Source organism: Streptomyces sp. L2 (genome assembly GCF_004124325.1).
In the GTDB taxonomy this organism is placed as follows: domain Bacteria; phylum Actinomycetota; class Actinomycetes; order Streptomycetales; family Streptomycetaceae; genus Streptomyces.
The window spans coordinates 1,952,056-1,978,166 of the sequence record NZ_QBDT01000001.1 but is presented as its reverse complement, the minus strand read 5'-3'; the positions used below and the strand labels follow the sequence as shown (position 1 = coordinate 1,978,166).

Genomic DNA, 26,111 nt, shown 5'->3' with positions numbered 1-26,111 from the left:
ACTAACGCTCCTGCTGGTGAGTGGGGCTCGGGTAGCTGCCGGTCTGGCCGCCGCCGGCCTGCCGGCCCTGAGCGATGCCCCGACGGAGATTGGTCAGCCGGCCGCGTACGTCGTCGGGCGCACGCGAGACCTGCGGACCTGCTTGGTGCTGTTGCTGCTGTGCCGTGCCCGGGACCAGGTTCGCCCGGGGCACCCGGCGCGGCAGACCGGAGGTGGTGACACCGCCCGCGGCGGGCTGCCGTACGCGTTCCGCCTGCCGGACGAGGTCGTCGTTCGGGGAGGAGCGCCAGGAGCTGGTCGCGGGACGCTGCGGGGCCGCCGGAGCGGCGCTGGGAGCGGGGGCCTGCGGTGCCTGCGGGACCGGCGCGGGAGTGCTCTCCTGCTGCCGCTCCGGCTGACCGCCCTGGCCGCCCTGTCCGCCGTGGAACCAGTTCGTCTCCAGCGTGTCGTACAGCGGGGTACGACCGTCACCGGGACCCGAGGCCGGGGGCAGGGCCCACCCGTCACCCGGCCCCCGCCCCTCAACGGGCCGCTGCGCGGCGCCCCCGTTGTCGGGCTCACGGCGCACGGGACGCTGCTGCTGCGGGACCGGCGGGACCGGCGGGCGCGGCGCGCCGAAGTCGGCGGGGCCGCCGGGCTGCCGGGCACCGAAGTCCGAGGGGCCGCCTGGCTGCGGCCGCTCGAACTGGCCGGTGTTCCCCGGCCCGTGGCTGCCGGGCAGCGCGTGCTGGCCGGTGGAACCGCCGTCGTAGCCGCCGTCGTAGCCCTGCGGGGCCGCGGGGGCCGCGAACTGGCCGGTGTGCTGCCCGCCGTCCTGGCGGCCGGGGGCCGGCGTGCCGAACACGTCGGAGCGGACGAACGAGCCGTTGTCCTGCTGCCCGGCGGGGCGCTGGAACTCGCCGGTGTGGTTCGGGTTGCCGGGGCGCTGGAACTCACCCGTGGCGCTCGGGTCGCCCGGCAGCTGGAAGTCGGCCGGGCCCTGCGGGGCGCCCGGACGCTGGAACTGGCCGGTGCCGCTCATGCCGTCGGTCCCGGGGGCCGCGAACTGGCCCGTGGTGTGCGAGCCGTTGGCGCCGGTCAGGTCCGGGCGGGGGAACTCGCCGGTGGCCGCCGGGCCCTGCGCGTCGATGCGGGGTATCTCGGCGGTCTGGCCGGGGCCCTGCCGGTCGTCGATGCGCGGCATGGGTGCCGTGTGCTGCGGGTCGCGCTCGTCGTGGCCGCGCGGGGTGTCCAGCGAGGCGCGTGACAGCTGGGCGCTGTCGCTCCAGTCCTGCTGGTTGCCGCCCGGCAGTTCGGCGCGCGGTCCGCCGCGCGGCGGCAGCTGGGGCTGACGGCCCTGGTCGGCGCCGCTGGTGCCGCGCTGCGGGGTACGGCCGCCGAACAGGTCGGGCCCGGAGGAGCCCGCCGACTGCGTGCCCTGCTGGGCACCCGGCTGGCCGCCGAAGAGACCCGCGCCGGTTCCGGCGGGCGCCGGCCGACCCTGCTGGCCCGCGCCCGGACCCTGCGGGCCGCGCGCTCCACCGGGACCACCGGGGCGGCCGCCCTGGCCCGCGCCGGGCAGCGCGGCCCGGGGACCCTGGGCGGGGCCGACCTGGCCGCGGGGGCCGGGTCCGGCCGCGAGCCGTCCGGCGGACGGGGCGCCGCCGAGGGCACCGCCGTTGCCGCCGCTGTTCCGCCGCGCCGCGGCGGCGCCGGCCGCGGCCTGCGCGGCGGCGGGACCACCGGTCGACGGCGCGCCGGGCTTGCCCGGAGTGGGCTTCTTGCCGCCCTGGGCGACGTCCACGGGCAGCATGACCAGCGCGGTCGTGCCACCGGAGTCGGACGGGCGCAGCTGGATGCGGATGCCGTGCCGCTGGGACAGCCGGCCGACCACGAACAGACCCATGCGGCGGGAGACCGACACGTCCACGGTGGGCGGCGAGGCGAGCCGCTCGTTGATCGCGGCGAGGTCCTCGGGGGACAGGCCGATACCGGTGTCGTGGATCTCGATCAGCACGCGGCCGTCGGGCAGCGCGTGACCGGTGACCTTGACCTTGGTCTGCGGCGAGGAGAACGAGGTCGCGTTCTCCAGCAGCTCGGCGAGCAGGTGCACGAGGTCGTTGACGACGCGGCCGGCGACCTCGGTGGTCGGCACGGAGGCCAGTTCGATGCGCTCGTACTGCTCCACCTCGGACGCGGCGGCGCGGAGCACGTCGACCAGCGGGACCGGGCGGGTCCAGCGGCGGCCGGGCTCCTCACCCGCGAGGACGAGCAGGTTCTCACCGTTACGGCGCATACGGGTGGCCAGGTGGTCGAGCTTGAACAGGGAGGACAGCTGGTCCGGGTCGGCCTCGCGGGACTCCAGTTCGGAGATCAGCGACAGCTGGCGCTGGATCAGACCCTGGGAGCGGCGCGAGAGGTTCGTGAACATCGCGTTGACGTTGCCCCGCAGCAGGGCCTGCTCGGCGGCGAGGCGGACCGCCTCGCGGTGCACGTCGTCGAAGGCCGCGGCCACCTGGCCGATCTCGTCCCGGGAGTGCACACCGACGGACTCGACGGAGGTGTCGACGTCCTGCGGGTCGGACTCGGACAGCTGCTTGACCAGCTCGGGCAGGCGGTCCTGGGCGACCTTGGTCGCGGTCTCCTGGAGCCGGCGCAGCGAGCGGATCATGGACCGGGCCACGATGAAGGCGCCGACGAGCGAGACGCCGAGCACGAGCAGGATCAGCGCGCCGGAGATGATCGCCTCGCGCTGCGAGGCGCTCTTCAGCTCGCGGGCCTTCTGTTCCATCTCCTCAAGCAGCGAGTGCTCGATCTTCTTCATCTGGTCGATCTTGGTGGAACTGTCGTCCATCCAGTCGCGGTACGACCGCTTCGGCAGGCTGTCGAGGCCGTCCGTGGCGCCGAGGGCACGCTTGGCGTACTCGTCGGCCGGCTTGATCGTCGAGTTGCTGTCGTCGATCGGCTTCAGCAGGCTGTCGGGGTCCTGCTTGGCGTAGATCTGCCGGAAGATCTTCAGCTCGGAGTTCTCGCTCTCGTACGCCGCCTCGCCGTAGAGGCGGTCGTTCGGGGAGAGCTTGCCGACCGTGGTGTTGGTGGTCGGCAGGGCCGCGGCGAGGACCGCGCGCTGCACCGACGCGTACTCCTTGGCGGTGGAGAACGCCGCCAGGGCGCGCGTGCGCTGGATCATCTCCGGGTTACTGGACGCCTCCGCCATGTCCTGGGAGAGGTCGATCAGCTGGGTGATCAGCCGGTGGTACGACTCGATGGTCTGGGTCGAGTTGCCCTTGGACTGGTAGGCGTCGTGGCGGATCTTCTGCAGCTGGTTGATCTGCCCGACCACGCCGACGAGGCTGTCGCGGACGCCCGTGAGGTTGCCGTCCTTGCTGGCGGCGTCGATCTCCTCGGAGGCGTCGATGAAGTTCTTCGCGGTCCGGTCGGTCTTCTCCTGGGCGCCCTTGACCGTGTAGTCGGTCGTCGTCAGGCCGTGGGAGAGGGGACCGGCGGACTCGTCGCGCTCGTCCTGGAGCGCCTGGGCCAGCTCGGTGGCCTGCTTGGTCATGTCCGTCAGCAGCTTCATGTTGTCGAGCTGCCGGATCTCGTCCATGGAGTCGCTGATGCGCAGCGCGCCGAGCGAGGTCGCCGCGACGACGGGGAGCGCGAGCAGCGACACCAGGCGCGTGGAGATGCGCCAGTTGCGCAGCGCCAGGCGCGAGCCGGCGCTCGGCACGGGCTTCACGTCCGGCGTGGGGGCCGCCGTCCCGGACGTGCCCCCGGGACCCGAGGATCCCGGCGAAGCGGACGCGCCGGGGCGCCCGGAGCGGTCACCGCCCTCTACGGAAGGGGCCGGGCCCGGGTTCTGGGCGTGCTGGGGCGTGGAGCTGCCTTGGCCAGTCCCGCCATGCGGCTCCGGCTCCGCCGAAGCGCTGCCATCCCTCTTGAAACGTCCCTGCACTAGCGTCGCAACCTCTGGACCAGGCGCTCCTCCGCGAGAACGGAGGAACACGGTGTCGGCGTTGTGGTGGGCGCCCTGAAAACGCCCCCCGGGTGGTCTGGAGTGACCGGCGCAGGTTTCCCCCCATCTCGCCGCCACTCGGCGCTGCGTTGCGCCCCTGCGCGCCGGCTCGATCCTGCGGCGGTCCGTGGAATTCCAGCACAGTGCCCGATCTCCAACAAGGCCCGTGCCCCGAGCTGTGACCTGTGTGACGGGCTGTGAGGGAGAAATCACCGGGCGTGGAGGCTGATCCGGGGCATAACGGACGTATCCCTGCGCGCGGTCGTTCCGGCTCTGGTGTCCCAGTCGCCATGATCAGGAGCGGAATGCGGGCTTCAGTCGCCCAATGTCCGTTTCGTTGGGGTCAATTGCGAGCCGGGATTGACCGTTTTGCCCCTGAGTAAGTGAGGAAACTCACACGCTGATCAAGGGGGGTCCCTGTCAGGGCGGGGAATGGCGGTGTCTAGCCTGACGCTTTACATGGGCGGCGCATTTGCCCACCGCGAACCAGGACAGGACTTACGACAACCGTGAAGACGACGATGATGTTCCGCAACATAGCCAACCCCCGTCGCACCACCCTGGCGCACCTCGCGGACGCCGAGGAACTGATGGCGCCGGAACTGCCGGAGCACTCCGTCGACCTGCCGGCCCAGACGGCCAACCCCCGTCGCACCATCCTGGTGGAAGCCCCCGCCACGGCCTCCGTCGCCCCGTAGTACGCACCGCCGCGGCGGATCACTCAACGCGCCCCGGGCCGGCCGCCAGGGGCGCGTCGCGCGTGCGCCGGGGCCGGCCGCCCGGGGGACGTCGCGCGTGCGCCCGGTCCGCCCCGCCCGGCGGACCGCGCCGGCCGGGGCGCGGGCCCCCGACCGGCCGTAAATGCGCACGGCGCGGCCCCGCCGCCGCGTTAGCCTGGAGCGTCAGACTCCAGCCAGCTCAGTTAAGGGGCGCAAGGATCCCGTGCGCATCGCCAGGTTCTCCATCGACGGGAACGTCGCCTTCGGCGCGGTCGAGGGCGACCAGCCGGACGAGCTCGTCCTGAACATCATCAAGGGCATCCCGTTCGCGGACTTCGAGCTCTCCGGCACGAAGGTCCCGCTGAGCAAGGTACGGCTGCTGCCGCCGGTGCTCCCCAACAAGGTCGTGGCGTTCGGCCGCAACTACGCCGAACACGCGCGCGAGCTGGGGAACGAGGTGCCCGACGCACCGTTCGCCTTCTTCAAGCCGTCCACCTCGGTCATCGGCCCCGGCGACGACATCCAGTACCCGTCCTTCTCCGAGGAACTGCACCACGAGGCCGAGCTGGCCGTGGTCATCGGGCGCATGTGCCGCGAGGTCCCGCGCGACCGCGTCAAGGACGTGATCTTCGGCTACACCTGCGCCAACGACGTCACCGCCCGCGACGTGCAGCGGCGCGAGAAGCAGTGGGCGCGGGCCAAGGGCTTCGACACCTCCTGCCCCCTCGGCCCCTGGGTGGAGACGGGCCTCGGCCTCGCCGCGGCGAACGACGCGACCCTCCAGCTCACCGTCAACGGCGAACAGCGCCAACTCGGCCGCACGAGCGACATGCTCCACCCGATCGAGGACCTGATCGTCAACATCTCCGAGGCCATGACGCTGCTCCCCGGCGACGTGATCCTCACGGGCACCCCGGCCGGAGTCGGCCCCCTGCACGTCGGCGACGAGGTCGCCGTCACCATCGAAGGCATCGGCACTCTCACCAACAAGGTTGTCAAGCGTGGCTAGCGCACCCGGCACTCCCGTACGCGTCCGTTTCTGCCCCTCGCCCACCGGTAACCCCCATGTGGGCCTGGTCCGCACCGCCCTGTTCAACTGGGCGTTCGCCCGGCACCACCAGGGCACTCTGGTCTTCCGCATCGAGGACACCGACGCGGCCCGCGACTCCGAGGAGTCCTACGACCAGCTGCTCGACTCGATGCGCTGGCTGGGCTTCGACTGGGACGAGGGCCCCGAGGTCGGCGGCCCGTACGCGCCGTACCGCCAGTCGCAGCGCATGGACCTCTACAAGGACGTCGCCGAGAAGCTCCTCGCCGCCGGCCACGCCTACCACTGCTACTGCTCCCAGGAGGAGCTGGACACCCGCCGCGAGGCCGCCCGCGCCGCCGGCAAGCCGTCCGGCTACGACGGCCACTGCCGCGACCTCACCGAGGCGCAGGCCGAGGAGTACAAGGCGCAGGGCCGCACCCCGATCGTCCGCTTCCGGATGCCCGACGAGGCGATCACCTTCACGGACCTGGTCCGCGGCGACATCACCTACCTCCCGGAGAACGTCCCGGACTACGGCATCGTCCGCGCCAACGGCGCCCCGCTGTACACGCTGGTCAACCCGGTCGACGACGCCCTGATGGAGATCACGCACGTCCTGCGCGGCGAGGACCTGCTCTCCTCCACCCCGCGTCAGATCGCCCTCTACAAGGCGCTGACCGAGCTGGGCATCGCCAGGACGACCCCGGTCTTCGGCCACCTGCCGTACGTGATGGGCGAGGGCAACAAGAAGCTGTCCAAGCGCGACCCGCAGGCGTCCCTCAACCTCTACCGCGAGCGCGGCTTCCTGCCCGAGGGCCTGCTCAACTACCTCTCGCTCCTCGGCTGGTCCCTCTCCGCCGACCAGGACATCTTCACGGTCGAGGAGATGGTCGCGGCCTTCGACATCGCCGACGTGAACCCCAACCCGGCGCGCTTCGACCTGAAGAAGTGCGAGGCGATCAACGCCGACCACATCCGCATGCTGCCGGTGAAGGACTTCACCGACCGCTGCGCGCCGTGGCTGGCGGCCCCCTTCGCCCCCTGGGCGCCGGAGGACTTCGACGAGGCCAAGTGGCAGGCCATCGCCCCGCACGCGCAGACCCGTCTGAAGGTCCTCTCCGAGATCACGGACAACGTCGACTTCCTGTTCCTGCCCGAGCCCGTCTTCGACGAGGCGTCGTGGACGAAGGCGATGAAGGAGGGCAGCGACGCCCTGCTCCGCACGGCCCGGGAGAACCTGGAGTCGGCCGACTGGACCTCCCCGGAGTCCCTCAAGCAGGCCGTCCTGGCCGCCGGCGAGACCCACGGCCTCAAGCTCGGCAAGGCCCAGGCCCCCGTCCGCGTAGCCGTCACCGGCCGCACGGTCGGCCTCCCCCTCTTCGAGTCCCTCGAAGTCCTGGGCAAGGAGAAGACCCTGGCCCGGATCGACGCGGCGCTGGCGAGGCTCGGCGCGTAACCGACGTGCAGAACAGGGGGCGCCCGGTGTCTTCCGGGTGCCCCCCTTCGTGATGCGACTGGACAGTGTCGTGCGCGCTGATACGCCGAGAGTGGCTCAATACCTTGCGTTATGCAATTGATGGAATATAGCGTTGTTTGCATGACAGAGTGGTGGCAGATCGAGCTGGAACCCGAGGTGCGGGATTGGCTGGAGCTGCTGCCGTTCCGGCTGTACCGACGGGTGGAGGACAAGGCCGACCGTCTGCTTGAGGAACCGACGACGCTCGGTGAGCCGTACTCGCGTCATCTGGGCGGCAAGTTGCGCGAGCTGCGCCTCGAACTGGACGGCGAGGCCGTGCGTATCCCGTACTGGCTTGCCCCCGGGCGGCGGATCGTCCTGCTCACGGTGTTCCGCAAGACGAGGATGCGTGAAGCGGCGGAGGTCGAGCGTGCCCAGCAGGTGCTGAAGGTCTGCGAGACCGAACACGGCCGCGCTCAGCACCTCTACGATCGGCGCAAGGAGAGCTGATGAATCACAGCGCATGGAGAACGCGCCAAACCCGGCGGCTTGCGGGTGAGGCGGTGGAGTACGACCAGGAGTACGTCGACGCGCGGCTGGCCGGCGATCTCGGGCAGGCTGTCCACGACCGGCGGATCGAACTCGGCCTCTCCCAGGCCGAACTGGCCGAGCGGGCAGGGATGACGCAGCCTCAGGTGTCCCGCATGGAGGGTGGCGACACCGTGCCCACGTTTCCCCTGCTTCGACGCTTGGCGAAGGCCCTGGACGGTTCCCTGAACGTCGCCATCGACGAGGGCGACTCCCGTGTCACTTTCACCCCACACGCCGCGTGACGACGAGGACCGAGGCGTTACCGGGCCGGGGCGGAGCGAACGTCTGTCCTATACGAGGGCTGCTGCTTGTCTACCCCGGGTTCGACCGTGGCGATGACAGCTTCATCCGCACAACGGACGCGGTCACGACTGTGGCCGCCCCGTGAGGGACGGCCACAAATGTGACGCAACTGGAGATCGGGTCTCTGTCCGTCAGTCCCGGCGAGCGAGGTCGAGGAACGCGGACCACGTCGCGGGGCGCACGGCGAGGGTGCCGCGGGTGGGGGCCTTGGAATCGCGGATGTGGATGGCGGCGGGAGTGATGGCGGTCTCGACGCACTCGCCGCCTTCGCCGCCGCTGTGACTGCTCTTGAACCACTGGAGCGACTCGGCCTCGGACTGATCGGTGTTCATAGGTCTCCTTGCAGCAACTTCTCGATGTGACGCAGGGAATCGGCGGGGGACAGCGCCTGAGCTCGCAGGATTCCATACCGAACGGCGAACCCGCGTACGGTTTCACGATCAGTGATCACTCGTCCGTTGCCCTGGCTCTCCACGTAGGCGACCTGTTCCCCACCCTGGGGCGTCATCAAGGTGAACGGCCCGTCCGCTCCCGCGTGGTCCATGGTGCGGGTCGGCATCACCTGGATCTCAAGGTTGGGGTTCTCGCCCATCAGGCGCAAGTGTTCGAGTTGGCCCCGAAGCACATGGACGCTTCCGTACGGCCGTTGCAGCACGGATTCCTCGATGACGAAGCTCAGTGTCGGAGCGGGTGCGCGATCGAAAATCTTGTGCCGGGCCATGCGGGCGGTCGCCATCTGCTCGATCTCGGACTCGCCGCGTCGCGGGCGTCGCACGGTGAACATGGTCTTCGCGTACTCCTCGGTCTGCAGAAGGCCAGGGACCGCGAGAACGGCGTACGCGTGGAACTCGACGGCCTCTTCCTCGATCCGCGCGGCGTCGCGGAAGAAGGCGGGGTAGCGGGTCAGCGCCACGGGTCGCTTCATGGCGATCAGCATGCCGCCAGCGTCCAGCAGCTGATCGAGCTTGTCGATGGTGTCGGGCCGGGCGATGCGCCGCCCCTGCTCGATCGCCGCGACTTGCGCCTCGCTGTACCCGAGGAGCTGTCCCAGGGCGGCCTGGGTGTACCCGGCCCGCTCCCTGAGGATCTTGACCTGCCTGCCGAACGACCGCAGCAACTCGTCGGCCGGGTCCTCGCCGCGCCGAGCGACGGCTTGTTCCGGGACCTGCGTCATAGGCTTCCCTCCAGCACGTGTCTCACCACGGACCCCGACAGAACACCCACCGCAGCCGTACAGGCACAGTGTGTATGGATGTCGTTGCTGGTCAAGGTACGCGTGTCGGACCACGCTCGTGGCCATGACGACAGAAACGCATTCCTCCGAGGACATCTGCCGACTTCCGCTGCCCGCGCGGGAGTTCCGCATGTCGTTCACGTCCACGCCACGCGGGGCACGGCTGGCCCGCAGGCTCGCTTCCCACCGCCTCGACGCCTGGGGCCACCCGTACGAATCGGACCTGAACACCACGGTGACCCTGATCGTGGGAGAGCTCGCCGCAAACGCTGTGACGCATGGGCGCGTGCCCGGCCGGGACTTCAGGCTCTTCCTGTCGGTGGACCCGGCCGAGGGGCTGGCCCGGGTGGAAGTGACCGACACGCGGGACGACCGCATGCCACCGGGGCCGCCCTCCGCGCTGCCCGAGCCGGACGCCGATTCGGGCAGGGGCTTGTGCCTGGTCGCGGCCCTTGCGAGCCGCTGGGCGGTGGCCCCGCGTACGGATGGAGGGCCGGGCAAGACGGTGTACGCGGAGGTGGCTGTCTGAAACACCCGTGACCAAGCCCACCCCCCCTGGAAGGTGTGCGGAACGGGGCCTGCCCCGCGAGGTGCCGGAACGGGATAGCGTCGTAGGCATGAGTATCCGAGCCGTCGTCCGGGGCGTGGACGACACCCTCTTCGACTACACGAGTGCCGACCGGTACGGGATGCGGGCGCATCTCGCGGCCGAGGGGCTGCTCGGGGGTACGAGGGGGTGGGGGCCGCTGGAGCGGTGGCGGGGGGTCACCGAGGCGCAGTGGGCGCGGTACGCGGCGGGGGAGTGCAGTTTCGAGGGGCATCGGCGGAGTCCCTGAAGGAGGCCGTCCTCGCCGCCGGCGGGACCCACGGCCTCAAGCTCGGCAAGACCCAGGCCGCCGTTCGCGTAACCCGTCACCGGCCGCACGGTCGGCCTCCCCCTCTTCGAGTCTCTCGAAGTCCTGGGCAACAGGAAGACCCTGACCTGTATCGACGCGGCCCTGGCGCGGCTGGCGGAGTAACGCCTACCCGCACGCGGGGGTGTGGCACCCGGGCTCTCCTGGTGCCACACCCCCCCACGTGTGAGCCTTCTTCAGCAGCGTGTCAGGAATTACGGTCGTCCTTGAGAACGTGGTAGTAGTCGCCAGAGCTGAGTTCAAGTCGGAACACCATGCCGTACCTCTTGCGAATGCCGGAGACCGTTCCCGAAGCCGGCTCGCGAAGGAACCGCTGTACTGGCGGATCGTTCTTCACGGCAAGAGGTTCCTCGACCAGACGCTTGGGGTTGTGGTCATTCACGGGGTCCCAGCTCAGTGTGTCTCCCCAGGCGAAGACTTCGCTCGGATCCAGCGCGTTCGGCCCGTTGGGGTTGGGTCCGGTGCCGCGGTAAAAGGCGACCAGATGTCTGCCGGTGTCATCGTGGGTGAACGGAATTCGCGGGTCGCTGTCGCCCGTTGTGAGAATACTGTCGATGACATCGCCCATGTGGTTTCGGTCGGCACCGTAGTAGGCGAGCACGCGCATCGAACACTTGATTCTGTAGGTGTCGCTTCCATCCTGGAAGAACGGCTGCTTGCGTAGGCCCGTCTGGCAGGCGTCCCGTACAACGACCAGCCCGAGGTGTAGGCGGGTGTGGTCGGAATACGTCCGCACGATCTTACGGAGCCGCTGTTCCGCATGGTGCCTGGCGTCAAGTGCTTGGCGGCTGCCGGCCAGGCTCCGCGCCTCCTTCTCGCTGACTGCGCGGTTGCCGGACGAACAGGCGGCCATCGCGAGCAGAAGAAGGACGGCAATGCCACCCTTCGCGGTACTTTTCATCGGGCCTCTCATCGCTGGACGCGCCTTCCAGGGAGATTCCGTGCCGCCCCCACTGTGCACACGGTCGCCGGGGCAGGGCATGAGTACGGGTACTCAGACAGGGCCGGGGCAACCCTTGTGGGCTGCCCCGGCGTGACCGGGAAGTGATCGTTACAGGCTCATACCTGACATGGTTCGCTCCAGAGAGTTCGCGTACAGGCGAGCCCCACCGATCTTGGGGTGGAACGACTGTGCCGAAAGGCCGTACTTTCGGAGGAACGGCCAGTCGTTGCTCGGGTTGTCCGACTTCACGAGGGACTTGACGATGCCGTGCACCTGCTCCGGATCACCACAGACCCCCTTGCCCGCGAAGTCGGTGGCCGGGTTGGTGAACCACACGTTCGCTCCCTGCTTGTTCGCGTCGGCGGCCGCACCCCGCATCGCCGTCGCCAGCGTGCCGGCCGTCTCGTTAAGCCAGTTCGCAGAATCCGGGGACAGGCCGAGGAGGAGGGGCGGGAACGTCAGGCATGCACCCTTGTCGGAGAGCAATGGTGGGTACCCCATGAGGACGATCTTCGCGTGTGGCGCCTTGCCATGGATCTGCAGCAGCGTCCTGGTGATGTCCGGGCGTACGAGTTCGTTGATGATGCCGGGAACGGCGGTCTCCAACTTCTGGCCGGCGAACTTGGCATCGCGGCCGTCGACGTCCTTGTCCTCGTCCGCCTCTGTGAACGTCTTGTCCTTGCAGTTCCCGTCCCCGAAGGAGAGCAGGCACTTCTGGAAGATGTCCGAGAACCGGGAGTCGTTGCCGCCGATGGAGATCGTGACCAGAGTGGTGTTCTGGTCCAGGTACCCCTCGTCGATCTGCGGCATCTCACGGCTGTTGTCCTGAGACACGCCATCATGCAGGACGTTGTACGTGCGTGCTCCCGAGCAGGCGATCAGGTGGTAGTCCATGCTCGGATCCAGAGAGTCGTCCAACTGGCCGATCGACTTCGACGCACCGGGCATGGTGGCCTGACGCGACCACGTCTGGGTGGACCGGTGGCAGGCGTCACGGGCATTCGCGTCGAGTTTGCTGGCGTAGTTGCTCTCCGGGTAGTAGTCCCGGTCGCCTTCGGAGGCTCCCTCGCCGGAGGAGTACGAGTCGCCCATCGCGACTACCACATTCTTCGGCTTGCCCGGCAGCGGCTGGAAGGCGACCGAGCCCCAGGCGATGTCCTCGTCTGCCGTTCCGTCGTCGGTAACGTTCGACAGCATGACCGCCGGTCGCCCCGTGAAGTGGAACGCGCCCAGGCTCACCCAGCGTCCCGCGCGCTGCTGCACGTACCGATCGGGGCTCTTGCTGTCGGTATTGAAGATGTGGTATTTCGCCTGCCTCGTCTGCGCGCCGGTGTCGGGCAGATGCACCATGACCCGTGCCCAGTTGAGATCCTTTCCCAGAGTCCAGATCCCGTTGATGGCCATACGGCCGCCGTCGCCACCAAGATGGTCCGCGTTGCGCGTGTGGGCGTACCAGTAGTGGCCGCCGTATCCGCCGCCGATCTGGTGCAGATCCTCCTTGCCTTCGTAGCGGCCGTCGGAGTCGGGGAAGAAGCGGAAGCCGAAGGTTCCCGCTGATGTGCTGTTGCCACAGTCGGACCATGTTGGCGTACCGGCCGGTACAGAGGCCACGACCTCCGCCCCGTGGGGGGCTCCGGTGCAGATCGGCGTGCCGTCCTGTAGACGATGTCCCCGGCCGGGCTCCGAGATCAGCGTCTTGTACTTGATGCTTTCGTGCCCGCAGGTGGTCTCGCAGGCGGGTTTCCAGGTCGCGTTGGACTGGTTCCACCAGTACTGCTTGTAGCAGTCCTTGTTCGGGCAGTGCGGTGGAACGTCCGGGTCACAGTCGTTCTTGGTGTTGCAGAACGTGTCCAGCGGCGGAGAGACACGGCTGCGGTAGTCCTTGCTGATCCACCAGGCGGGCTGGAAACCCGCCGAGCTGAACCCGGATTCGCCGGGCCAGTCCTGCTTGCCGTCGGTGCCGTAGGAGAAGCCGGTGTCCATGGACCAGGCGGCCCAGCCCATCACCTTCTCCTCGTAGGGCCAGTCCTGCGGGTGCGCGGCGTCCTTGTTCGCGGTCGGGCCGTCCACGTCGGTGTCCATGAACGGATGGCCCCAGCTCTTCTTGTAGAAGGGGTTGGCCGGGTTGTTGTACCAGCCGAGGCCCCAATGGCCGGCGTTCTTGCCCGAGTCCGCGACCGGGTTGAAGCCCAGGTTGTAGTTCCACACGGCGGTGAACCAGTTCTCGACCATGGACGGGTTGTCGTCGTTGACGGTGACCGTCTGCCCGGCGGTGTGGACCTCGTTCCACTTGTCGGCCAGGATCTGCATCGCCGCGGCGATGTTCGTGGCGTAGTCGACGGCGACGGCTCTCTGCAGTCCCGGCGGCAGAGCCTTCTCCTTGTGCCCGTTGGCGTCCGTCTTCTCGTGGCCGGCCAGCCGCATGCCGTCGGTGACCTGTCCGACGCCGTACCCGCAGTCGGACTTGTCCCAGTGGATCTTCCAGTATGCGTCCGGGTCGTTCTCCACGGCCTTGCGGCCGTAGTAGCCATCCATCGCGGCGAGGGGGTTGCCCATCTGCCCGGGGATCGAACCGCCCTCGGCCTGCCACAGGTTCGACTCCTGCGCCATGATGCCGAGCAGTACGTTGGCCGGGATGCGTCCCTTGCCGTCGCCGCCTGCCAGCTTGGGCAGGGGGAACAGACCCTGGGGGTCGATCGTGCCCAGACCGGTCTGACTGCGGTAGCCGCCCTGCCGCAGGTACTGGGAGCGCAGCTTCCCGCGAACGGCCATGTCGACGGCCCACTCGACCTGGTTCGGCGTCGGCTGCAGCGCCTGCGCGTTGACGTCGTTGCGGGAGATGGCGCAGATCCGGTCGGTGTCCCTCGGGTCCATCGCCGTGGTGGGGCCGTTGACTCCGGCCACCGACGTCTTCTTGTCCTTGCCCTGGGCGATGGGGAGAGCGGGGCTCGGGTTCTTCCCGCTCGGTGCAGTGGTGTCCGCGACCGACTGGGTGATCTTCTCACCCGTGACGGTGGCTGTGCTGGTGACGGTCACGGACTGGCCCCCGGCCATGGTTTCAGGGGTCGGCCGGACCTGCTGTGGGGTGGGCTCACTCTCGGTCAGCCCCTTGCCCGCGGCCTTGATGTGTAACAGACCCGCGCGAATGCCCGGCGTAAGGACCGGTTCGACGGCGAGGCGTCCGCGCGTGGAGATGTCCGTGTCGGCGGGGGCGCCGATCCTGGTGATGCCGGTGCCCCGCACCTTGGGGGTTCCCTTGGGGTGACCAGTGAGGAACACCCGGCCCGCCTCACCCGGCATCAGGTCGAGGCTGCCCAGTTTGCCGGTGGCGACGAGCGTCGGCCTGCCGTGCCCCGACCACACCTTCGCCTGTGAATCCTTCGCGTCTTTTCGGTCGACGAAGGCGACTCTGCCGCCTTGAGCGGGCCGGATGTCGAACGGGACGCTGTCCCCGGTGGCGAGGTGCTTCACCTTGCCGGCACGGTCGATGTGAATCAGGTCGTGGCCACGCGCGGCGACCGTTCCGTCCTCGAACGGTACGGCGCTGGTGATCTCACCCTTCAAGGCCACCCTGCCCAGGGACTTTCCGGCGGTGTCGACGGTCACCACACGGGTCTTCGTCCGAGCCGGGTCGTTCACGTCCCGGAAGGCGGTGAACGCGGCCGTGTGCGCCAGGGTGTTACAGGACGGGTCGAAGTAGGCGAGAGAGACCGTGAATGGAAGCTTCGTCACGTGTCCGGTTGCCGTGTCGACAATGGCGGCGAACGAACCGCCCTGCATCAGGTCCGGCTTGTTCGTGAAGGTGCGCGGCGCGTACACGGCTGCGACATGGTCCCGGTCCATCACGCACTGATTACCGATCCACGAGTCCGTCGTCAGACCCGGCTCGGACAGTTCGGCGGCCGTCTTCCACGCGTAAGCCTGGCTGCTGTTGGCCGCAAGGATCTTGAAGCCGCCGGTGTCAGCCGCCCCGGTCACCGCTCGGTCCGTGGAGGTCTTCCAGCCCGCGCCGAGTTTCGTCCCCGGATCCGCGACGCGGCGGGGAGGAGACGGCGCTACCTGTGCGCTCTTCCTGTGGTCAGGGCTGGACGTCGACGCGGCTGCGGAGGGCGCTGCCTGCAGCAGACCACCCGTCATCGCCGTGCAGGCGACCAGAGCAATTATGTGTACATGGAATCTTTTTCTGCGTCTCAAGAGAGAACTTCCCCGTTTCAGATTGAGAGGTTCCCCCTGCCTGGTCGGGGCAGGGCTCGACCGCTCGTCCCCTTGGGAGGCGGCCAGAGAGTGGGCGCGCATGCGAAGACAGTGGGCCGGCGGTGGAGGTGGGCAACGGCACGTGCCACGACAACGACTCGGACCGGTAATTGTTCAGCTGGGTCCGTTCGCTCTGGAAAGCATCGAGGCACCGGCAAAGTAGGCGTTCAGGCCAGGCCACATCAACTGGCCCCCCGTTCATGAACTCGGGAGCCGTGAACTTGATGAGCGGCTCCGAGAGGCACTCTTGGTTGCAGCCCTAGGGTTGTGTGCGCATCAGGGCGACTCTGGAGGTTGGTCGGGAAGGGAGTAAGGGCCGACGTTCTAGGAGCGCTCTGAAGATCTCGCTCCGGCCGCCGACTGGCTTCCCGGGTTCACCGATAAGCCGATCGGGGCAAGACCGGATAGACCTGGCATGATTTCGAGATTGTCAGTGGCGTTTTAGGGCTTGTATTCGTTCCGCTCGACGCTCTCGATGATGATGTGCGGATGCGCGGGGGGTGTGTGACCGGGGTCGCTCAGTGTTAGTTCGGTCGGCCACGAGGCCCCGGGGTACAAGCCGACGACACCCATCGAAGCGTCGGCTGTTGCATCGAAACCACCAGGCCCCGTGATACGGATACGGAATCGATAGAAAGCGCGCTTCCGGCCATTGTTGACCACCTCTACAGGGACCGTCATGCTATCGTTGGCTCGGCGGGCTGCGTAAACGGTCACATCTCCTTTCCGAACGACCGGAGTTCCAAAATGTTCGCTTCCTTTGGCAATGCCCGTCCCGGCTGGCGACGGAGTGATGGTTGTCCCAGGCGGTGCGGCCTGCCTCCGTTCCCGTTCCACCTTCTGCAAAGCCGCCGCGGTGCTGTTCGGCTCCGGGGCGTCGGCTGACGGGTTGGCGGCAGTCGGCGATGCGGAGGCTGCCGAGGAGGGCTGAACGGCTGCGTTGTCCGGTCGCCGGCCCTCTTGTTCATGCCCGCAGGCAGCGGTCGTTGCTCCGGCAGCGACGAGCAGGATCAGGAGGCGACGGGGCACTGGTATACGCACGGGCATGAACATCTACCTCACAGAAGGAGGGGACAGAGGGTGGTCAGTCGCAGACGTCGATGTGACGTTGCCGGTCGATGATCGCGACACGGCCCTCCCACATCAGAGCCGTCACCACGACACAGGCGGGCTGGAAGGCGGATGACCGGCTTTCGTACTTGACCGGGCCCGCGTACTCGGAGAATGAGCCCTCATCGGTCTTGCAAGTCGTCCAGCACAGCTTCAGTTTCATGTGCTGTTTTGTGCCGAGGTTGTTGTCGAACAACGAGCAGGCCCCGTTCGTTCCTTGTTTGACCTCCTTGGTATATGTGAAGAGGGTACCGAACCGACGGGAGTCCGGAAGTCGTTCCACGAAAGCCAGCTTGTATCCGCTACCGCACGATGTGCCTCCGGCTTGCACCGCTGCGGGATTAGCTGCCGCGAGGGCGCGGGTTAGCGGATCGTGTGCAGCGCTCGGTGAAAGCTCAACGTTTGCGCCAGGCACCTTCTCAGGTGCCGGTTGAGAGCCCTCTGCCAGTGCTTGCGGAGCTGTCAGGACTGAAGAGACAAAGATTGCGGACAGGCCGAGAGCGGACAGTCGTTTGCGCATGAAAATTCCCCCGTTTTGATGGCACGCGGAGACCGCTGGTATCGGAATTTGCGCTTCAGGTCCCCGTTGTGCAGCGTGTTTGGTTCTTCGGCCCCCGTCCTGCCCGAATGCTCTCGGCAGGCAGTTCCCCAACTCGTCGGGAGCAGGGCATCACTCTATAGGCGCCGCCAATAACAGCCGCGAGATTATATGGCTCGATATGGTGGGTGGGGGACGCTGTCGGCGCGAGAGTGGAATCAGGGAAGAGCGGGGGCCCACTACGATCCGACGCGGAAGCGGAGTCTGCTGAGTGCGCGCAGACCACGGCGGAAAATTGGCCTGCGTTCCACTCCGACCTCGATTCGGCAGTGGCGATCGCCGCCTGTTGAGGTGGTGGTTTCGCGCGGTTTGGCCTGCTGGTGGGCAGGCAAGGCATCTGTGTAGCCGCACGATGCCGTGTTCGTGATCATGCGAGCCCCACGACGGCGAGCAGGCACTCTGTGTCGGGGGCGAGGGGGATTTGCGGAGCAGCTCGTCCGCGATGGTCGGCCAACGCGGTGACGCACGGGCGCGTATCAGGCCGGGAATGCAGGCTCTCTCTGTCGATGAATCCGACCGAGACGCTGGTCGGGGTTGAGGTGACCGACGTCCGGGGCGACCGCATGCGATCGGGACCACCCTGTGTGCTGCGCGAGCCGGACGCCGAGACGGGCCGAGGCCTGCGCCTTGTCGCGGCCCTCGCGAGCGCTGGGCGGTGGTGCCACGTACGGACGGAGGGCGGGGCAAGACGGTGTACGCGGAGGTCGCTGTCTGAGGCGCCGGGTTCCGCGGAGATGAGTAGGAGCACTCAGCCGTGGTGCCCGTTTGCGCGCATACGGTGCGAGCGATCGGGGAGAAGGCGGCTGAGGGCCGACCATGGATATCACCACTCCTGGTCGCCGCCGACCCCGGTCCCCTCCTCGTCTCCGGGCGAAATGAACTGAAAGTGTGTGGCGATCACAGAGCGTCGGCCTCGTCGACCAGGTAGGCGAACTCGTCGAAGATCTCGAGTACGACGATGACCATGATGGCTCCCGCGACCATGTACTCCAGCAGCACTCCAGGAGCCACGTAGGCCTTCCGCAGGTGTTCGTCAGGACCGAGTTGAGCGGTCGCGGTCTTGCGGAAGGGGTCACGCGCCAGTATCCGTACAGCCTTGTCCAGCTGGGCTCGACGCTCGCCGGGCAGGCCGTCGTACGCCGCGCGGGCCTCGACGGTGAACTGGACGCGGTACTCGCTCATGTCACCAGTGTGCCAGCCCGGGGATAGCGTCAGCGGTATGAGTATCCGAGCCGTCGTCTGGGACGTCGATGACACCCTTTTCGACTACACGAGTGCCGACCGGCACGGGATGCGGGCGCATCTCGTGGCGGAGGGGCTGCTCGGGGGGTACGGCGGGGTGGAGGCGGCGCTGGAGCGGTGGCGGGAGGTCACCGAGGCGCAGTGGGCGCGGTACGCGGCGGGGGAGAGCAGCTTCGAGGGGCAGCGGCGGGACCGGGTGCGGGTCTTCCTCGGGGAGGAGCTGAGCGACGCGCAGGCCGACGCGTGGTTCCAGCGGTACATGGGGCATTACCAGGGCGCCTGGAGCCTCTTCCCGGACGTGCTGCCCGCCCTGGACGCCCTCGCCGGCAGTCACCGGCACGCCGTGCTGTCCAACTCCAGCCTGCACGTCCAGGAGCACAAGCTGCGCACCCTCGGCGTCCGGGACCGCTTCGAGGTCGTGCTGTGCGCCGCCGAGCTGGGCGTGTCCAAGCCGCTGGCCGGTGCCTTCCTGGCGGCCTGCGAGGCGCTGGGGCTGCCGCCGCACGAGGTGGCGTACGTCGGTGACCATCCGGAGATCGACGGGCGGGGCGCCGCCGAGGCCGGGCTGCTGTCGGTGTGGATCGACCGGGGCGGGGTGACCATGCGGGCCGGTGGTGACCTGCCGGCGCTGCGGATCACCGGCCTCGCCGAACTCCCCGCGCTCGTCCGCGCCGATACCCGTTTTGGAGCCCCGTCCACCTTCGGGTAATGTTCTTCCTGCGCCGCCGGGGAGCGGGCCGAAAGGCCGGAACCGGAGGAGCGAACTAGAACGAGAACCCTTCAGGGGCTTGCGTTCCAGTGGCCTATGGTGTAATTGGCAGCACGACTGATTCTGGTTCAGTTAGTCTTGGTTCGAGTCCAGGTAGGCCAGCTTGCAGACGCTTCAGTCTGCGACCGCGGATCACATCCGCAACGCCCCCGTTGTGTAGCGGCCTAGCACGCTGCCCTCTCAAGGCAGTAGCGCCGGTTCGAATCCGGTCGGGGGTACTGATCCTGATCAGCTCGGGATCGCTAGGGCCCCCGTTGTGTAGCGGCCTAGCACGCCGCCCTCTCAAGGCGGTAGCGCCGGTTCGAATCCGGTCGGGGGTACTGACTGGTCTAAACCATCATTGGTCTATGGTGTAATTGGCAGCACGACTGATTCTGGTTCAGTTAGTCTTGGTTCGAGTCCAGGTAGACCAGCTCGGGCCTGCGGCGGTGCAGTATTGAACGCTCGTAGGGTCCACGCCCCCGTTGTGTAGCGGCCTAGCACGCCGCCCTCTCAAGGCGGTAGCGCCGGTTCGAATCCGGTCGGGGGTACAGAACGAGAAGGCCTCCACTTCGGTGGGGGCCTTCTCGCATGTCCGGCTCCATGAAGGTCAAGCGGACCTCACTCGAAGCCGTACCGCCGCGCCGACTCCTCCTCCTGGGCCAGCCGGTGCAGCGACTGCAGGAGTGGCTCGTTGAGGATCGCCCCCAGTACGGCGAACTCGATCCGCTCCGCCTCCGAGGCGTACGTCTCCATGTTGTCCATGTCCAGGACGGCCGTCCGGTGCATCAACTCGGCGTACGGCGCGAGCTGTTCGGCCCCCCAGTCGTAACCGAGCCGGCGGAACGCGGCCACCGCCACCACCAGCGAGCGGTACGCCGGCGAGATGGTCGTGAGCTGCCTGGCGTTCGCCCAGCCGAGCCGGTCCAGGAGCGTGTCGACCTCCTGGTGCGCGGCCCGGACGAACTCGTCGTCCTCGTCCGGCTCGGGCACCTGCGGCAGCGCCCAGAGCGCCGCTCCCAGCCGGATCGTCCGGCCCAGCGACTCGTCGTCCACGTGTCCGAGGACCTCGCGCACCTTCCCCACCGGCACACCGGCGACCTGGATCATCGCCCGCACCAGCCGCAGCCGACGCAGGTGCTCCTCGTCGTACTCGGCGGTCCGCGCGTTGATCTGGCGGCCCGGCGGCAGCAGGCCCTCCCGCAGGTAGTACTTGATCGTCGCGGTGGACACCCCGCTGCGCTCGCTGAGTTCGGCCAGCCGCATCTCTTGCACCTCTCCATGGGAAGTGCCACTATCCAAGCACCGACAGAAGGATAGTGGCGCTATCCGATCTAGGGGACGGGGGAGCTGTCATGTTCGCCAAGCCGGTGCGTGGCCGTACGACCGCCGACGTCGAGGGTGACGCGGTGGTCCTGCTGATCGGGATGCGGATCAACCACTTCTGGGCGGTGCACCAGTGGCTCCCGGTCCAGCTGTCCATGCTCCGCATGCTGAGGGAGCTGAGGCGGGACCCGGACCGGGGGCTGCTGGGCCACGTCCTCCTGACGGCGTCGCCGCGGACGTACTACGTCGTCCAGTACTGGGAGTCCAAGGAGAAGCTGTACGCCTACGCCACCTCGCCCGACATGTTCCACCACCGGGTGTGGGCGATCATCAACCGCAAGGAACGCGCGGGCAAGGTGCGCGGCCACGTGGGCCTGTGGCACGAGACCTACGTGGCGCCCGAGGGGTCGTACGAGTCCATCTACTTCGACATGCCGGCGTTCGGCCTGGCCGGCGCCCACGGCCAGGTGCCGCTGGCCGCCCGCGGCCGCTACGCGAAGGACCGCTTCGCCCACCGGTCCGGGGAGGCCGTGAAGTGAACGCGTTACGCCGGATCGCGCCGGCCCTCTGCTGCACCGCGCTGTGCGGGCTCGCGCTCACCGCCTGCGGGGACGACGGCCTCAAGGGAACCGTCGAGGACTACGACACCGTGACCGTCTGGTCGGACCCCGGCCCAGGAGGACGGCAGACGGGCGAACTCACCACGCTGGCACCGCTCACCGTCTCCTGCTACGAGGACGGGTGGTTCAAGATCTCCTACGACGGCGGCTCCGGCTACATCGACTCGGGCACGTCGATCCTCAGCAAGAAGGGCGAGGTCGCCCCCGGCATGGTCCCCACCTGCTGAACCGGAGGACCGATGCGGGCGGTCCCGCCGGGAGACGGCGCCGCGGCGTTGAGGCGGCCGTCTTCCGGCGGGACCGCCCGTTCTGCTGACCGGGGCCGTCGCCTGACCGGGGCAGTCAGCCCGAGCGGCGCAGGGCCTCCGACAGGCGGGACGCCGCGTCGATGACCGCCTGCGCGTGCATGCGGCCCGGGTGGCGGCTCAGGCGCTCGATCGGGCCCGAGACCGACACGGCGGCCACGACGCGGTTGGAGGGGCCGCGCACGGGCGCCGAGACGGACGCCACGCCCGGCTCGCGCTCGCCGATCGACTGGGCCCAGCCGCGGCGCCGTACGCCCGACAGCGCCGTCGCCGTGAAGCGGGCGCCCTGCAGGCCCCGGTGCAGCCGCTCCGGCTCCTCCCAGGCCATGAGGATCTGCGCCGAGGAACCGGCCTTCATCGTGAGCGTGGAGCCCACCGGGACCGTGTCCCGCAGACCGGACAGGCGCTCCGCCGCGGCGACGCAGATGCGCATGTCGCCCTGACGGCGATAGAGCTGCGCGCTCTCGCCGGTCACGTCACGGAGGTGGGTCAGCACCGGGCCCGCCGTCGCGAGGAGGCGGTCCTCGCCGGCCGCCGCGGCCAGTTCCGACAGCCGGGGACCGAGAATGAAACGGCCCTGCATGTCGCGTGCCACCATGCGGTGGTGTTCCAATGCCACGGCCAGGCGGTGGGCCGTGGGTCGTGCCAGTCCGGTGGCGCCGACCAGACCCGCGAGGGTGGCCGGACCGGACTCCAGAGCGCTCAGGACGAGGGCCGCCTTGTCCAGAACGCCGACGCCGCTACTGTTGTCCATGCAACGATACTCACGTCTCACTCTGTGAAACGCAAGTTCAATTTTCCGTGGAACGCGCCACCCTGGAATCACACAGCGGCCCGTGGACCAAAGGGCCTGGTGGCGGACGCCCGGACCCGGACGGCCCCGCCCCGCACCAAGGGGGCCCCGCCTCCTCAAGATCTCGAGTTGGGTCGGTGGACGCATGCCGGCCGGAGGGAACAGCGATGGGTAGGACACTCGCGGAGAAGGTCTGGGACGACCACGTCGTCCGGCGCGCCGAGGGCGAGCCCGACCTCCTCTTCATCGATCTGCACCTGCTGCACGAGGTGACCAGCCCGCAGGCGTTCGACGGTCTGCGCCAGAGCGGCCGCCAGGTGCGCCGCCTCGACCTCACCATCGCGACCGAGGACCACAACACCCCCACCCTCGACATCGACAAGCCCATCGCCGACCCGGTCTCCCGCGCCCAGCTGGAGACCCTGCGCAAGAACTGCGCCGAGTTCGGCGTACGGCTGCACCCGCTGGGCGACGTCGAGCAGGGCGTCGTGCACGTCGTCGGCCCGCAGCTCGGCCTGACCCAGCCCGGCACCACCGTGGTCTGCGGCGACTCCCACACCTCCACCCACGGCGCCTTCGGCGCGCTGGCGTTCGGCATCGGCACCTCCCAGGTGGAGCACGTGCTGGCCACCCAGACGCTGCCGATGGCCCGTCCGAAGACCATGGCGATCACGGTCGACGGCGAACTGCCCGAGGGCGTCACCGCCAAGGACCTGATCCTGGCGATCATCGCAAAGATCGGCACCGGCGGCGGCCAGGGCTACGTCCTGGAATACCGCGGCTCCGCCATCGAGAACCTCTCGATGGAGGCCCGGATGACCATCTGCAACATGTCGATCGAGGCCGGTGCCCGCGCGGGCATGATCGCCCCGGACGAGACCACCTTCGCCTACCTCCAGGGCCGTGCCCACGCCCCCGAGGGCGCCGACTGGGACGCCGCGGTCGCGTACTGGAAGACCCTGCGCACCGACGAGGACGCCGTCTTCGACGCCGAGGTGCACATCGACGCCGCCTCCCTCTCCCCGTTCGTCACCTGGGGCACCAACCCGGGCCAGGGCGCGCCCCTTTCGGCGGAGGTCCCCGACCCGGCTTCGTACGAAGACGCTTCGGAGCGGTTCGCCGCCGAAAAGGCCCTGGAGTACATGGGGTTGTCGGCCGGACAGCCGCTGCGCTCCATCAGCGTGGACACCGTCTTCGTAGGCTCCTGCACCAACGGCCGCATCGAGGACCTGCGCGCCGCCGCCGACCTGCTGCGCGGCCGCAAAGTCGCCGACGGCGTACGGATGCTGGTCGTCCCCGGCTCCGCCCGGGTGGGCCTGCAGGCCGTCTCCGAGGGCCTCGACGTGGTCTTCAAGGAGGCCGGCGCCGAATGGCGGCACGCGGGCTGCTCGATGTGCCTCGGCATGAACCCCGACCAGCTGGCCCCCGGCGAGCGCTCGGCGTCCACCTCCAACCGCAACTTCGAGGGCCGGCAGGGCAAGGGCGGCCGTACCCACCTGGTGTCGCCCCAGGTCGCGGCCGCCACCGCCGTCCTCGGCCACCTGGCCTCGCCCGCCGACCTGTCCGACGCCGCCACCGCCACGCCCGCTGGAGTCTGATCAGCCATGGAAGCCTTCACCACCCACACCGGCCGGGCCGTCCCGCTGCGCCGCAGCAACGTCGACACCGACCAGATCATCCCCGCCCACTGGCTCAAGAAGGTGACCCGGGACGGGTTCGAGGACGGGCTGTTCGAGGCCTGGCGCAAGGACGCCGAGTTCGTGCTCAACCGCCCCGAGCGGCAGGGCGCGACCGTCCTGGTCGCCGGCCCCGACTTCGGCACCGGCTCCTCCCGCGAGCACGCCGTCTGGGCGCTGCAGAACTACGGCTTCAAGACCGTGATCTCCTCCCGCTTCGCCGACATCTTCCGGGGTAACTCGCTGAAGAACGGCCTGCTCACGGTGGTCCTCGACCAGCAGACCGTGGACACGCTGTGGGAGCTGACCGAGAACGACCCGACCGCCGAGATCACGGTGGACCTCCAGGCGCGTGAGGTGCGCGCCGAGGGCGTCACCGCCTCCTTCGAGCTGGACGAGAACTCCCGCTGGCGGCTGCTGAACGGCCTGGACGACATCTCCATCACGCTCCAGAACGAGGCCGACATCGCCGCCTACGAGGACAAGCGCCCCGCGTACAAGCCGCGGACGCGCCAGGTCTGACCCTCCTGGCCCACCCGTCCCGCGCGACCCATCCCGCGCGCCCGGGACGGGTCGGGTTTCGGCCACCCAACACCCCCTCCGTACCCCCGATCGACACGATTGGGGGTACAGCCATGTCTGCACCCGAACGGCCTCGCGATGGGGCCCCCGTTCCGGTCAACTTCCCACGTTAGAGGGGTGGTTGCCGGGGTACGCGAGCTGTGGCCCCGCGACCGGCGAGGGGGCCGAAAGGACTGTTCGGCACGGCAGTTGCCCCCTGCGCAGGCGACAACTCGCCCCAGATGGCACAATCTGTGCATGGGACACGACGGCCAACTCCAGCTCTATACGGCGGTCGCGAACCAACTCAAGGAAGCGCACGCAAGAGTGCGCGCACTGCAAGTCCCGGAGGGCGTACGGATGGCGCTGACCCGGAAGCTGCTGGTCATTACGGCCGCGGCCAAGCACGATCTGCCCGGCGCGGCAAGGCGGCTCGAACGGTTCATGGCGGACCTCGACGAGGGGCGGATCCCCGAAGGGGACCGCTGAACAACTACGAGACGCCGAGTCCGTTGCGGCACAAGGGTGATTAGCCCGTTTCGTGTTTGATTTGCGGTATATATCTGCCTAACGTGCGAAAAAGCTTGAACACATTCGTTCTGGCGATGTCTCCGAAGGGGAAGACGTGAACAAGGCGCAGCTCGTAGAAGCGATTGCCGACAAGATGGGCGGCCGCCAGCAGGCCGCCGATGCTGTCGACGCGGTCCTGGACGCCGTGGTCCGCGCGGTCGTCGCGGGTGACCGGGTCTCGGTCACCGGCTTCGGGTCCTTCGAGAAGGTGGACCGCCCCGCCCGCTACGCCCGCAACCCCCAGACGGGCGAGCGGGTTCGGGTCAGGAAGACCTCCGTGCCGCGGTTCCGCGCGGGCCAGGGCTTCAAGGACCTGGTGAGCGGCTCGAAGAAGCTGCCGCGGGGCGGCGAGGTCTCCGTCAAGAAGGCGCCCAAGGGCAGCCTGACCGGTGGGGCTTCCGCGACGGTCAAGAAGGCCGCCGCGAAGAAGACCACCAAGGCGGCGGCGAAGAAGACCACCGCCAAGAAGGCGACGCCGGCGAAGAAGACGACGACGAAGGCCACGGCGAAGAAGACCACGGCGAAGAAGTCGACCGCGAAGACCACCGCGGCGGCCAAGAAGACCACGAAGGCGGCGGCGAAGAAGACCACCGCCAAGAAGGCCCCGGCGAAGAAGGTCACCGCGAAGAAGGCGCCGGCCAAGAAGTCGACGGCTCGCAAGACGACCGCCAAGAAGGCCACCGCCCGCAAGGCGTAGGTCAGCAGGGCAGCACTTCACGCGCCGGGCCGGACTCCCTGGGGGAGCCCGGCCCGCGGCGTGTGTGGTGTGTGGTGTGGTGCTTGTGGCTACAGGGTCTGGAGTGTCACGAGGGTGATGTGTGGCTGGGCGCCGCCTTCGCCCTTGCCTTCGCCTTCGCCTTTGCCGTCCGTCTCGATCCGGACCCGCTGGCCCGGGCGCAGCAGGCGCAGGCCGCCCGCGTCGAACGCCGCCGCGTCGAAGGGGAGGGGGGTGCCGTCGTCCAGCAGGACTTGGCCGGACCGGGTGTCTGCGTCGTACGTGTACGCGGTGGCCTGCATGACGGCCAGCCTAATGTCTGCGGTGTTCCTGCGGCCCGCCGCGGGGGTCCGGTGCCTCGCAGGCCGCGGGTGCGTCGTGGCTCGTCGCGCCCACGCGGCGGAGCCGC

23 protein-coding genes, 5 tRNA genes and 2 pseudogenes are annotated in these 26,111 nt (G+C 68.8%); 20 read left to right on the top strand and 10 right to left on the bottom strand.

Annotated features, from left to right (window positions below; genetic code table 11):
• Position 1: 1 nt before the first annotated feature.
• Entirely contained in the window at positions 2 to 3,934 is a 3,933-nt protein-coding gene (locus DBP14_RS08215; RefSeq protein ID WP_206739227.1) for a nitrate- and nitrite sensing domain-containing protein, read from the bottom strand.
• Between the two features lie 569 nt (positions 3,935 to 4,503).
• On the opposite strand from DBP14_RS08215, the gene DBP14_RS08210 reads away from it, so the two are divergent.
• The 5 genes from DBP14_RS08210 (at position 4,504) to DBP14_RS08190 (ending at position 8,032) form a co-directional block, all read left to right on the top strand.
• A complete protein-coding gene (locus tag DBP14_RS08210; protein ID WP_129306362.1) occupies positions 4,504 to 4,692 on the top strand; it encodes a hypothetical protein in 189 nt (62 codons plus the stop codon).
• Positions 4,693 to 4,936: 244 nt separating this feature from the next.
• Entirely contained in the window at positions 4,937 to 5,722 is a 786-nt protein-coding gene (locus DBP14_RS08205; RefSeq protein WP_129306361.1) for a fumarylacetoacetate hydrolase family protein, read from the top strand.
• Positions 5,715 to 7,199: a glutamate--tRNA ligase gene (gene gltX, locus DBP14_RS08200; protein ID WP_129306360.1), complete on the top strand. Its 1,485-nt coding sequence runs from the start codon at positions 5,715 to 5,717 to the stop codon at positions 7,197 to 7,199. The genes DBP14_RS08205 and gltX overlap by 8 nt, the downstream gene beginning before the upstream one ends.
• Before the next feature lie 141 nt (positions 7,200 to 7,340).
• Positions 7,341 to 7,709 carry a type II toxin-antitoxin system RelE/ParE family toxin gene (locus DBP14_RS08195; RefSeq protein WP_129306359.1) on the top strand — a complete coding sequence of 123 codons (369 nt, stop codon included), beginning with the start codon at positions 7,341 to 7,343 and terminating at the stop codon, positions 7,707 to 7,709.
• Positions 7,709 to 8,032, top strand: coding sequence for a helix-turn-helix transcriptional regulator (locus tag DBP14_RS08190; RefSeq protein ID WP_129306358.1), 324 nt, complete (start codon positions 7,709 to 7,711; stop codon positions 8,030 to 8,032). Before DBP14_RS08195 ends, DBP14_RS08190 begins: the two co-directional genes overlap by 1 nt.
• 192 nt (positions 8,033 to 8,224) lie before the next feature.
• Here the strand turns inward: DBP14_RS08190 and DBP14_RS08185 are convergent, their stop codons facing one another.
• The gene (locus DBP14_RS08185) at positions 8,225 to 8,425 is read right to left on the bottom strand and encodes a DUF397 domain-containing protein (RefSeq protein ID WP_129306357.1); all 201 of its coding nucleotides are present in this window, start codon (positions 8,423 to 8,425) and stop codon (positions 8,225 to 8,227) included.
• Positions 8,422 to 9,267 carry a helix-turn-helix transcriptional regulator gene (locus DBP14_RS08180; RefSeq protein ID WP_129306356.1) on the bottom strand — a complete coding sequence of 282 codons (846 nt, stop codon included), beginning with the start codon at positions 9,265 to 9,267 and terminating at the stop codon, positions 8,422 to 8,424. Before DBP14_RS08180 ends, DBP14_RS08185 begins: the two co-directional genes overlap by 4 nt.
• 124 nt (positions 9,268 to 9,391) lie before the next feature.
• Here DBP14_RS08180 and DBP14_RS08175 point away from each other — a divergent pair, with 124 nt between their 5' ends.
• The 3 genes and pseudogenes from DBP14_RS08175 to DBP14_RS08165 form a co-directional block, all read left to right on the top strand.
• Entirely contained in the window at positions 9,392 to 9,856 is a 465-nt protein-coding gene (locus tag DBP14_RS08175; RefSeq protein WP_129306355.1) for an ATP-binding protein, read from the top strand.
• 88 nt (positions 9,857 to 9,944) lie between these two features.
• Positions 9,945 to 10,154 (top strand): annotated as a pseudogene (locus tag DBP14_RS08170) (HAD family hydrolase); the annotation flags it as partial.
• A pseudogene (locus DBP14_RS08165) lies at positions 10,148 to 10,346 on the top strand (glutamate--tRNA ligase); the annotation flags it as partial. The pseudogenes DBP14_RS08170 and DBP14_RS08165, both read left to right, overlap by 7 nt.
• Positions 10,347 to 10,428: 82 nt before the next feature.
• Here the strand turns inward: DBP14_RS08165 and DBP14_RS08160 are convergent.
• The 4 genes from DBP14_RS08160 to DBP14_RS08145 form a co-directional block, all read right to left on the bottom strand.
• Positions 10,429 to 11,142 (bottom strand): hypothetical protein, encoded by a 714-nt coding sequence (locus DBP14_RS08160; RefSeq protein ID WP_129306354.1) that lies wholly within the window; start codon positions 11,140 to 11,142, stop codon positions 10,429 to 10,431.
• A gap of 150 nt (positions 11,143 to 11,292) precedes the next feature.
• Entirely contained in the window at positions 11,293 to 15,162 is a 3,870-nt protein-coding gene (locus DBP14_RS08155; protein ID WP_241740839.1) for an SGNH/GDSL hydrolase family protein, read from the bottom strand.
• A 1,360-nt stretch (positions 15,163 to 16,522) separates the two neighbouring features.
• Positions 16,523 to 17,068, bottom strand: a complete 546-nt coding sequence (locus DBP14_RS08150; protein WP_129306352.1) for a hypothetical protein — start codon at positions 17,066 to 17,068, stop codon at positions 16,523 to 16,525.
• Between the two features lie 975 nt (positions 17,069 to 18,043).
• Positions 18,044 to 18,328, bottom strand: coding sequence for a hypothetical protein (locus tag DBP14_RS08145; protein WP_129306351.1), 285 nt, complete (start codon positions 18,326 to 18,328; stop codon positions 18,044 to 18,046).
• A 37-nt stretch (positions 18,329 to 18,365) separates the two neighbouring features.
• On the opposite strand from DBP14_RS08145, the gene DBP14_RS08140 reads away from it, so the two are divergent.
• The 6 genes from DBP14_RS08140 to DBP14_RS08115 all read left to right on the top strand — a co-directional run bounded on the left by DBP14_RS08140 (position 18,366) and on the right by DBP14_RS08115 (position 19,687).
• Positions 18,366 to 19,097 (top strand): HAD family hydrolase, encoded by a 732-nt coding sequence (locus tag DBP14_RS08140; protein WP_129306350.1) that lies wholly within the window; start codon positions 18,366 to 18,368, stop codon positions 19,095 to 19,097.
• Between the two features lie 90 nt (positions 19,098 to 19,187).
• Positions 19,188 to 19,259 (top strand) — tRNA-Gln (locus tag DBP14_RS08135).
• A gap of 43 nt (positions 19,260 to 19,302) precedes the next feature.
• Positions 19,303 to 19,375 (top strand) — tRNA-Glu (locus tag DBP14_RS08130).
• 29 nt (positions 19,376 to 19,404) lie between these two features.
• Positions 19,405 to 19,477: transfer RNA gene (locus DBP14_RS08125), tRNA-Glu, on the top strand.
• Positions 19,478 to 19,498: 21 nt separating this feature from the next.
• Positions 19,499 to 19,570, top strand: a tRNA-Gln gene (locus DBP14_RS08120).
• A 44-nt stretch (positions 19,571 to 19,614) separates the two neighbouring features.
• Positions 19,615 to 19,687: transfer RNA gene (locus tag DBP14_RS08115), tRNA-Glu, on the top strand.
• A 70-nt stretch (positions 19,688 to 19,757) separates the two neighbouring features.
• On the opposite strand, the gene DBP14_RS08110 is transcribed toward DBP14_RS08115, so the two are convergent.
• Positions 19,758 to 20,402: a MerR family transcriptional regulator gene (locus DBP14_RS08110; RefSeq protein ID WP_129306349.1), complete on the bottom strand. Its 645-nt coding sequence runs from the start codon at positions 20,400 to 20,402 to the stop codon at positions 19,758 to 19,760.
• 89 nt (positions 20,403 to 20,491) lie between these two features.
• On the opposite strand from DBP14_RS08110, the gene DBP14_RS08105 reads away from it, so the two are divergent.
• Positions 20,492 to 21,001 (top strand): DUF4188 domain-containing protein, encoded by a 510-nt coding sequence (locus DBP14_RS08105; protein ID WP_129306348.1) that lies wholly within the window; start codon positions 20,492 to 20,494, stop codon positions 20,999 to 21,001.
• Positions 20,998 to 21,309: an SH3 domain-containing protein gene (locus DBP14_RS08100; RefSeq protein WP_206739226.1), complete on the top strand. Its 312-nt coding sequence runs from the start codon at positions 20,998 to 21,000 to the stop codon at positions 21,307 to 21,309. Before DBP14_RS08105 ends, DBP14_RS08100 begins: the two co-directional genes overlap by 4 nt.
• A 115-nt stretch (positions 21,310 to 21,424) precedes the next feature.
• On the opposite strand, the gene ndgR is transcribed toward DBP14_RS08100, so the two are convergent.
• The gene (ndgR, locus tag DBP14_RS08095; RefSeq protein WP_129306347.1) at positions 21,425 to 22,141 is read right to left on the bottom strand and encodes an IclR family transcriptional regulator NdgR; all 717 of its coding nucleotides are present in this window, start codon (positions 22,139 to 22,141) and stop codon (positions 21,425 to 21,427) included.
• 206 nt (positions 22,142 to 22,347) lie between these two features.
• Here ndgR and leuC point away from each other — a divergent pair, with 206 nt between their 5' ends.
• From leuC to DBP14_RS08075, 4 genes are all read left to right on the top strand, one after another.
• On the top strand, positions 22,348 to 23,778 hold the full coding sequence (leuC, locus tag DBP14_RS08090) for a 3-isopropylmalate dehydratase large subunit (protein ID WP_129306346.1): 1,431 nt from the start codon (positions 22,348 to 22,350) through the stop codon (positions 23,776 to 23,778).
• A 6-nt stretch (positions 23,779 to 23,784) separates the two neighbouring features.
• Positions 23,785 to 24,378: a 3-isopropylmalate dehydratase small subunit gene (leuD, locus tag DBP14_RS08085; RefSeq protein ID WP_129306345.1), complete on the top strand. Its 594-nt coding sequence runs from the start codon at positions 23,785 to 23,787 to the stop codon at positions 24,376 to 24,378.
• A gap of 297 nt (positions 24,379 to 24,675) precedes the next feature.
• On the top strand, positions 24,676 to 24,906 hold the full coding sequence (locus DBP14_RS08080; RefSeq protein WP_129306344.1) for a hypothetical protein: 231 nt from the start codon (positions 24,676 to 24,678) through the stop codon (positions 24,904 to 24,906).
• 136 nt (positions 24,907 to 25,042) lie between these two features.
• Positions 25,043 to 25,684 carry an HU family DNA-binding protein gene (locus DBP14_RS08075; RefSeq protein WP_129306343.1) on the top strand — a complete coding sequence of 214 codons (642 nt, stop codon included), beginning with the start codon at positions 25,043 to 25,045 and terminating at the stop codon, positions 25,682 to 25,684.
• Between the two features lie 89 nt (positions 25,685 to 25,773).
• Here the strand turns inward: DBP14_RS08075 and DBP14_RS08070 are convergent, their stop codons facing one another.
• Positions 25,774 to 26,004 carry a hypothetical protein gene (locus DBP14_RS08070; RefSeq protein ID WP_129306342.1) on the bottom strand — a complete coding sequence of 77 codons (231 nt, stop codon included), beginning with the start codon at positions 26,002 to 26,004 and terminating at the stop codon, positions 25,774 to 25,776.
• Positions 26,005 to 26,111 lie beyond the last annotated feature (107 nt).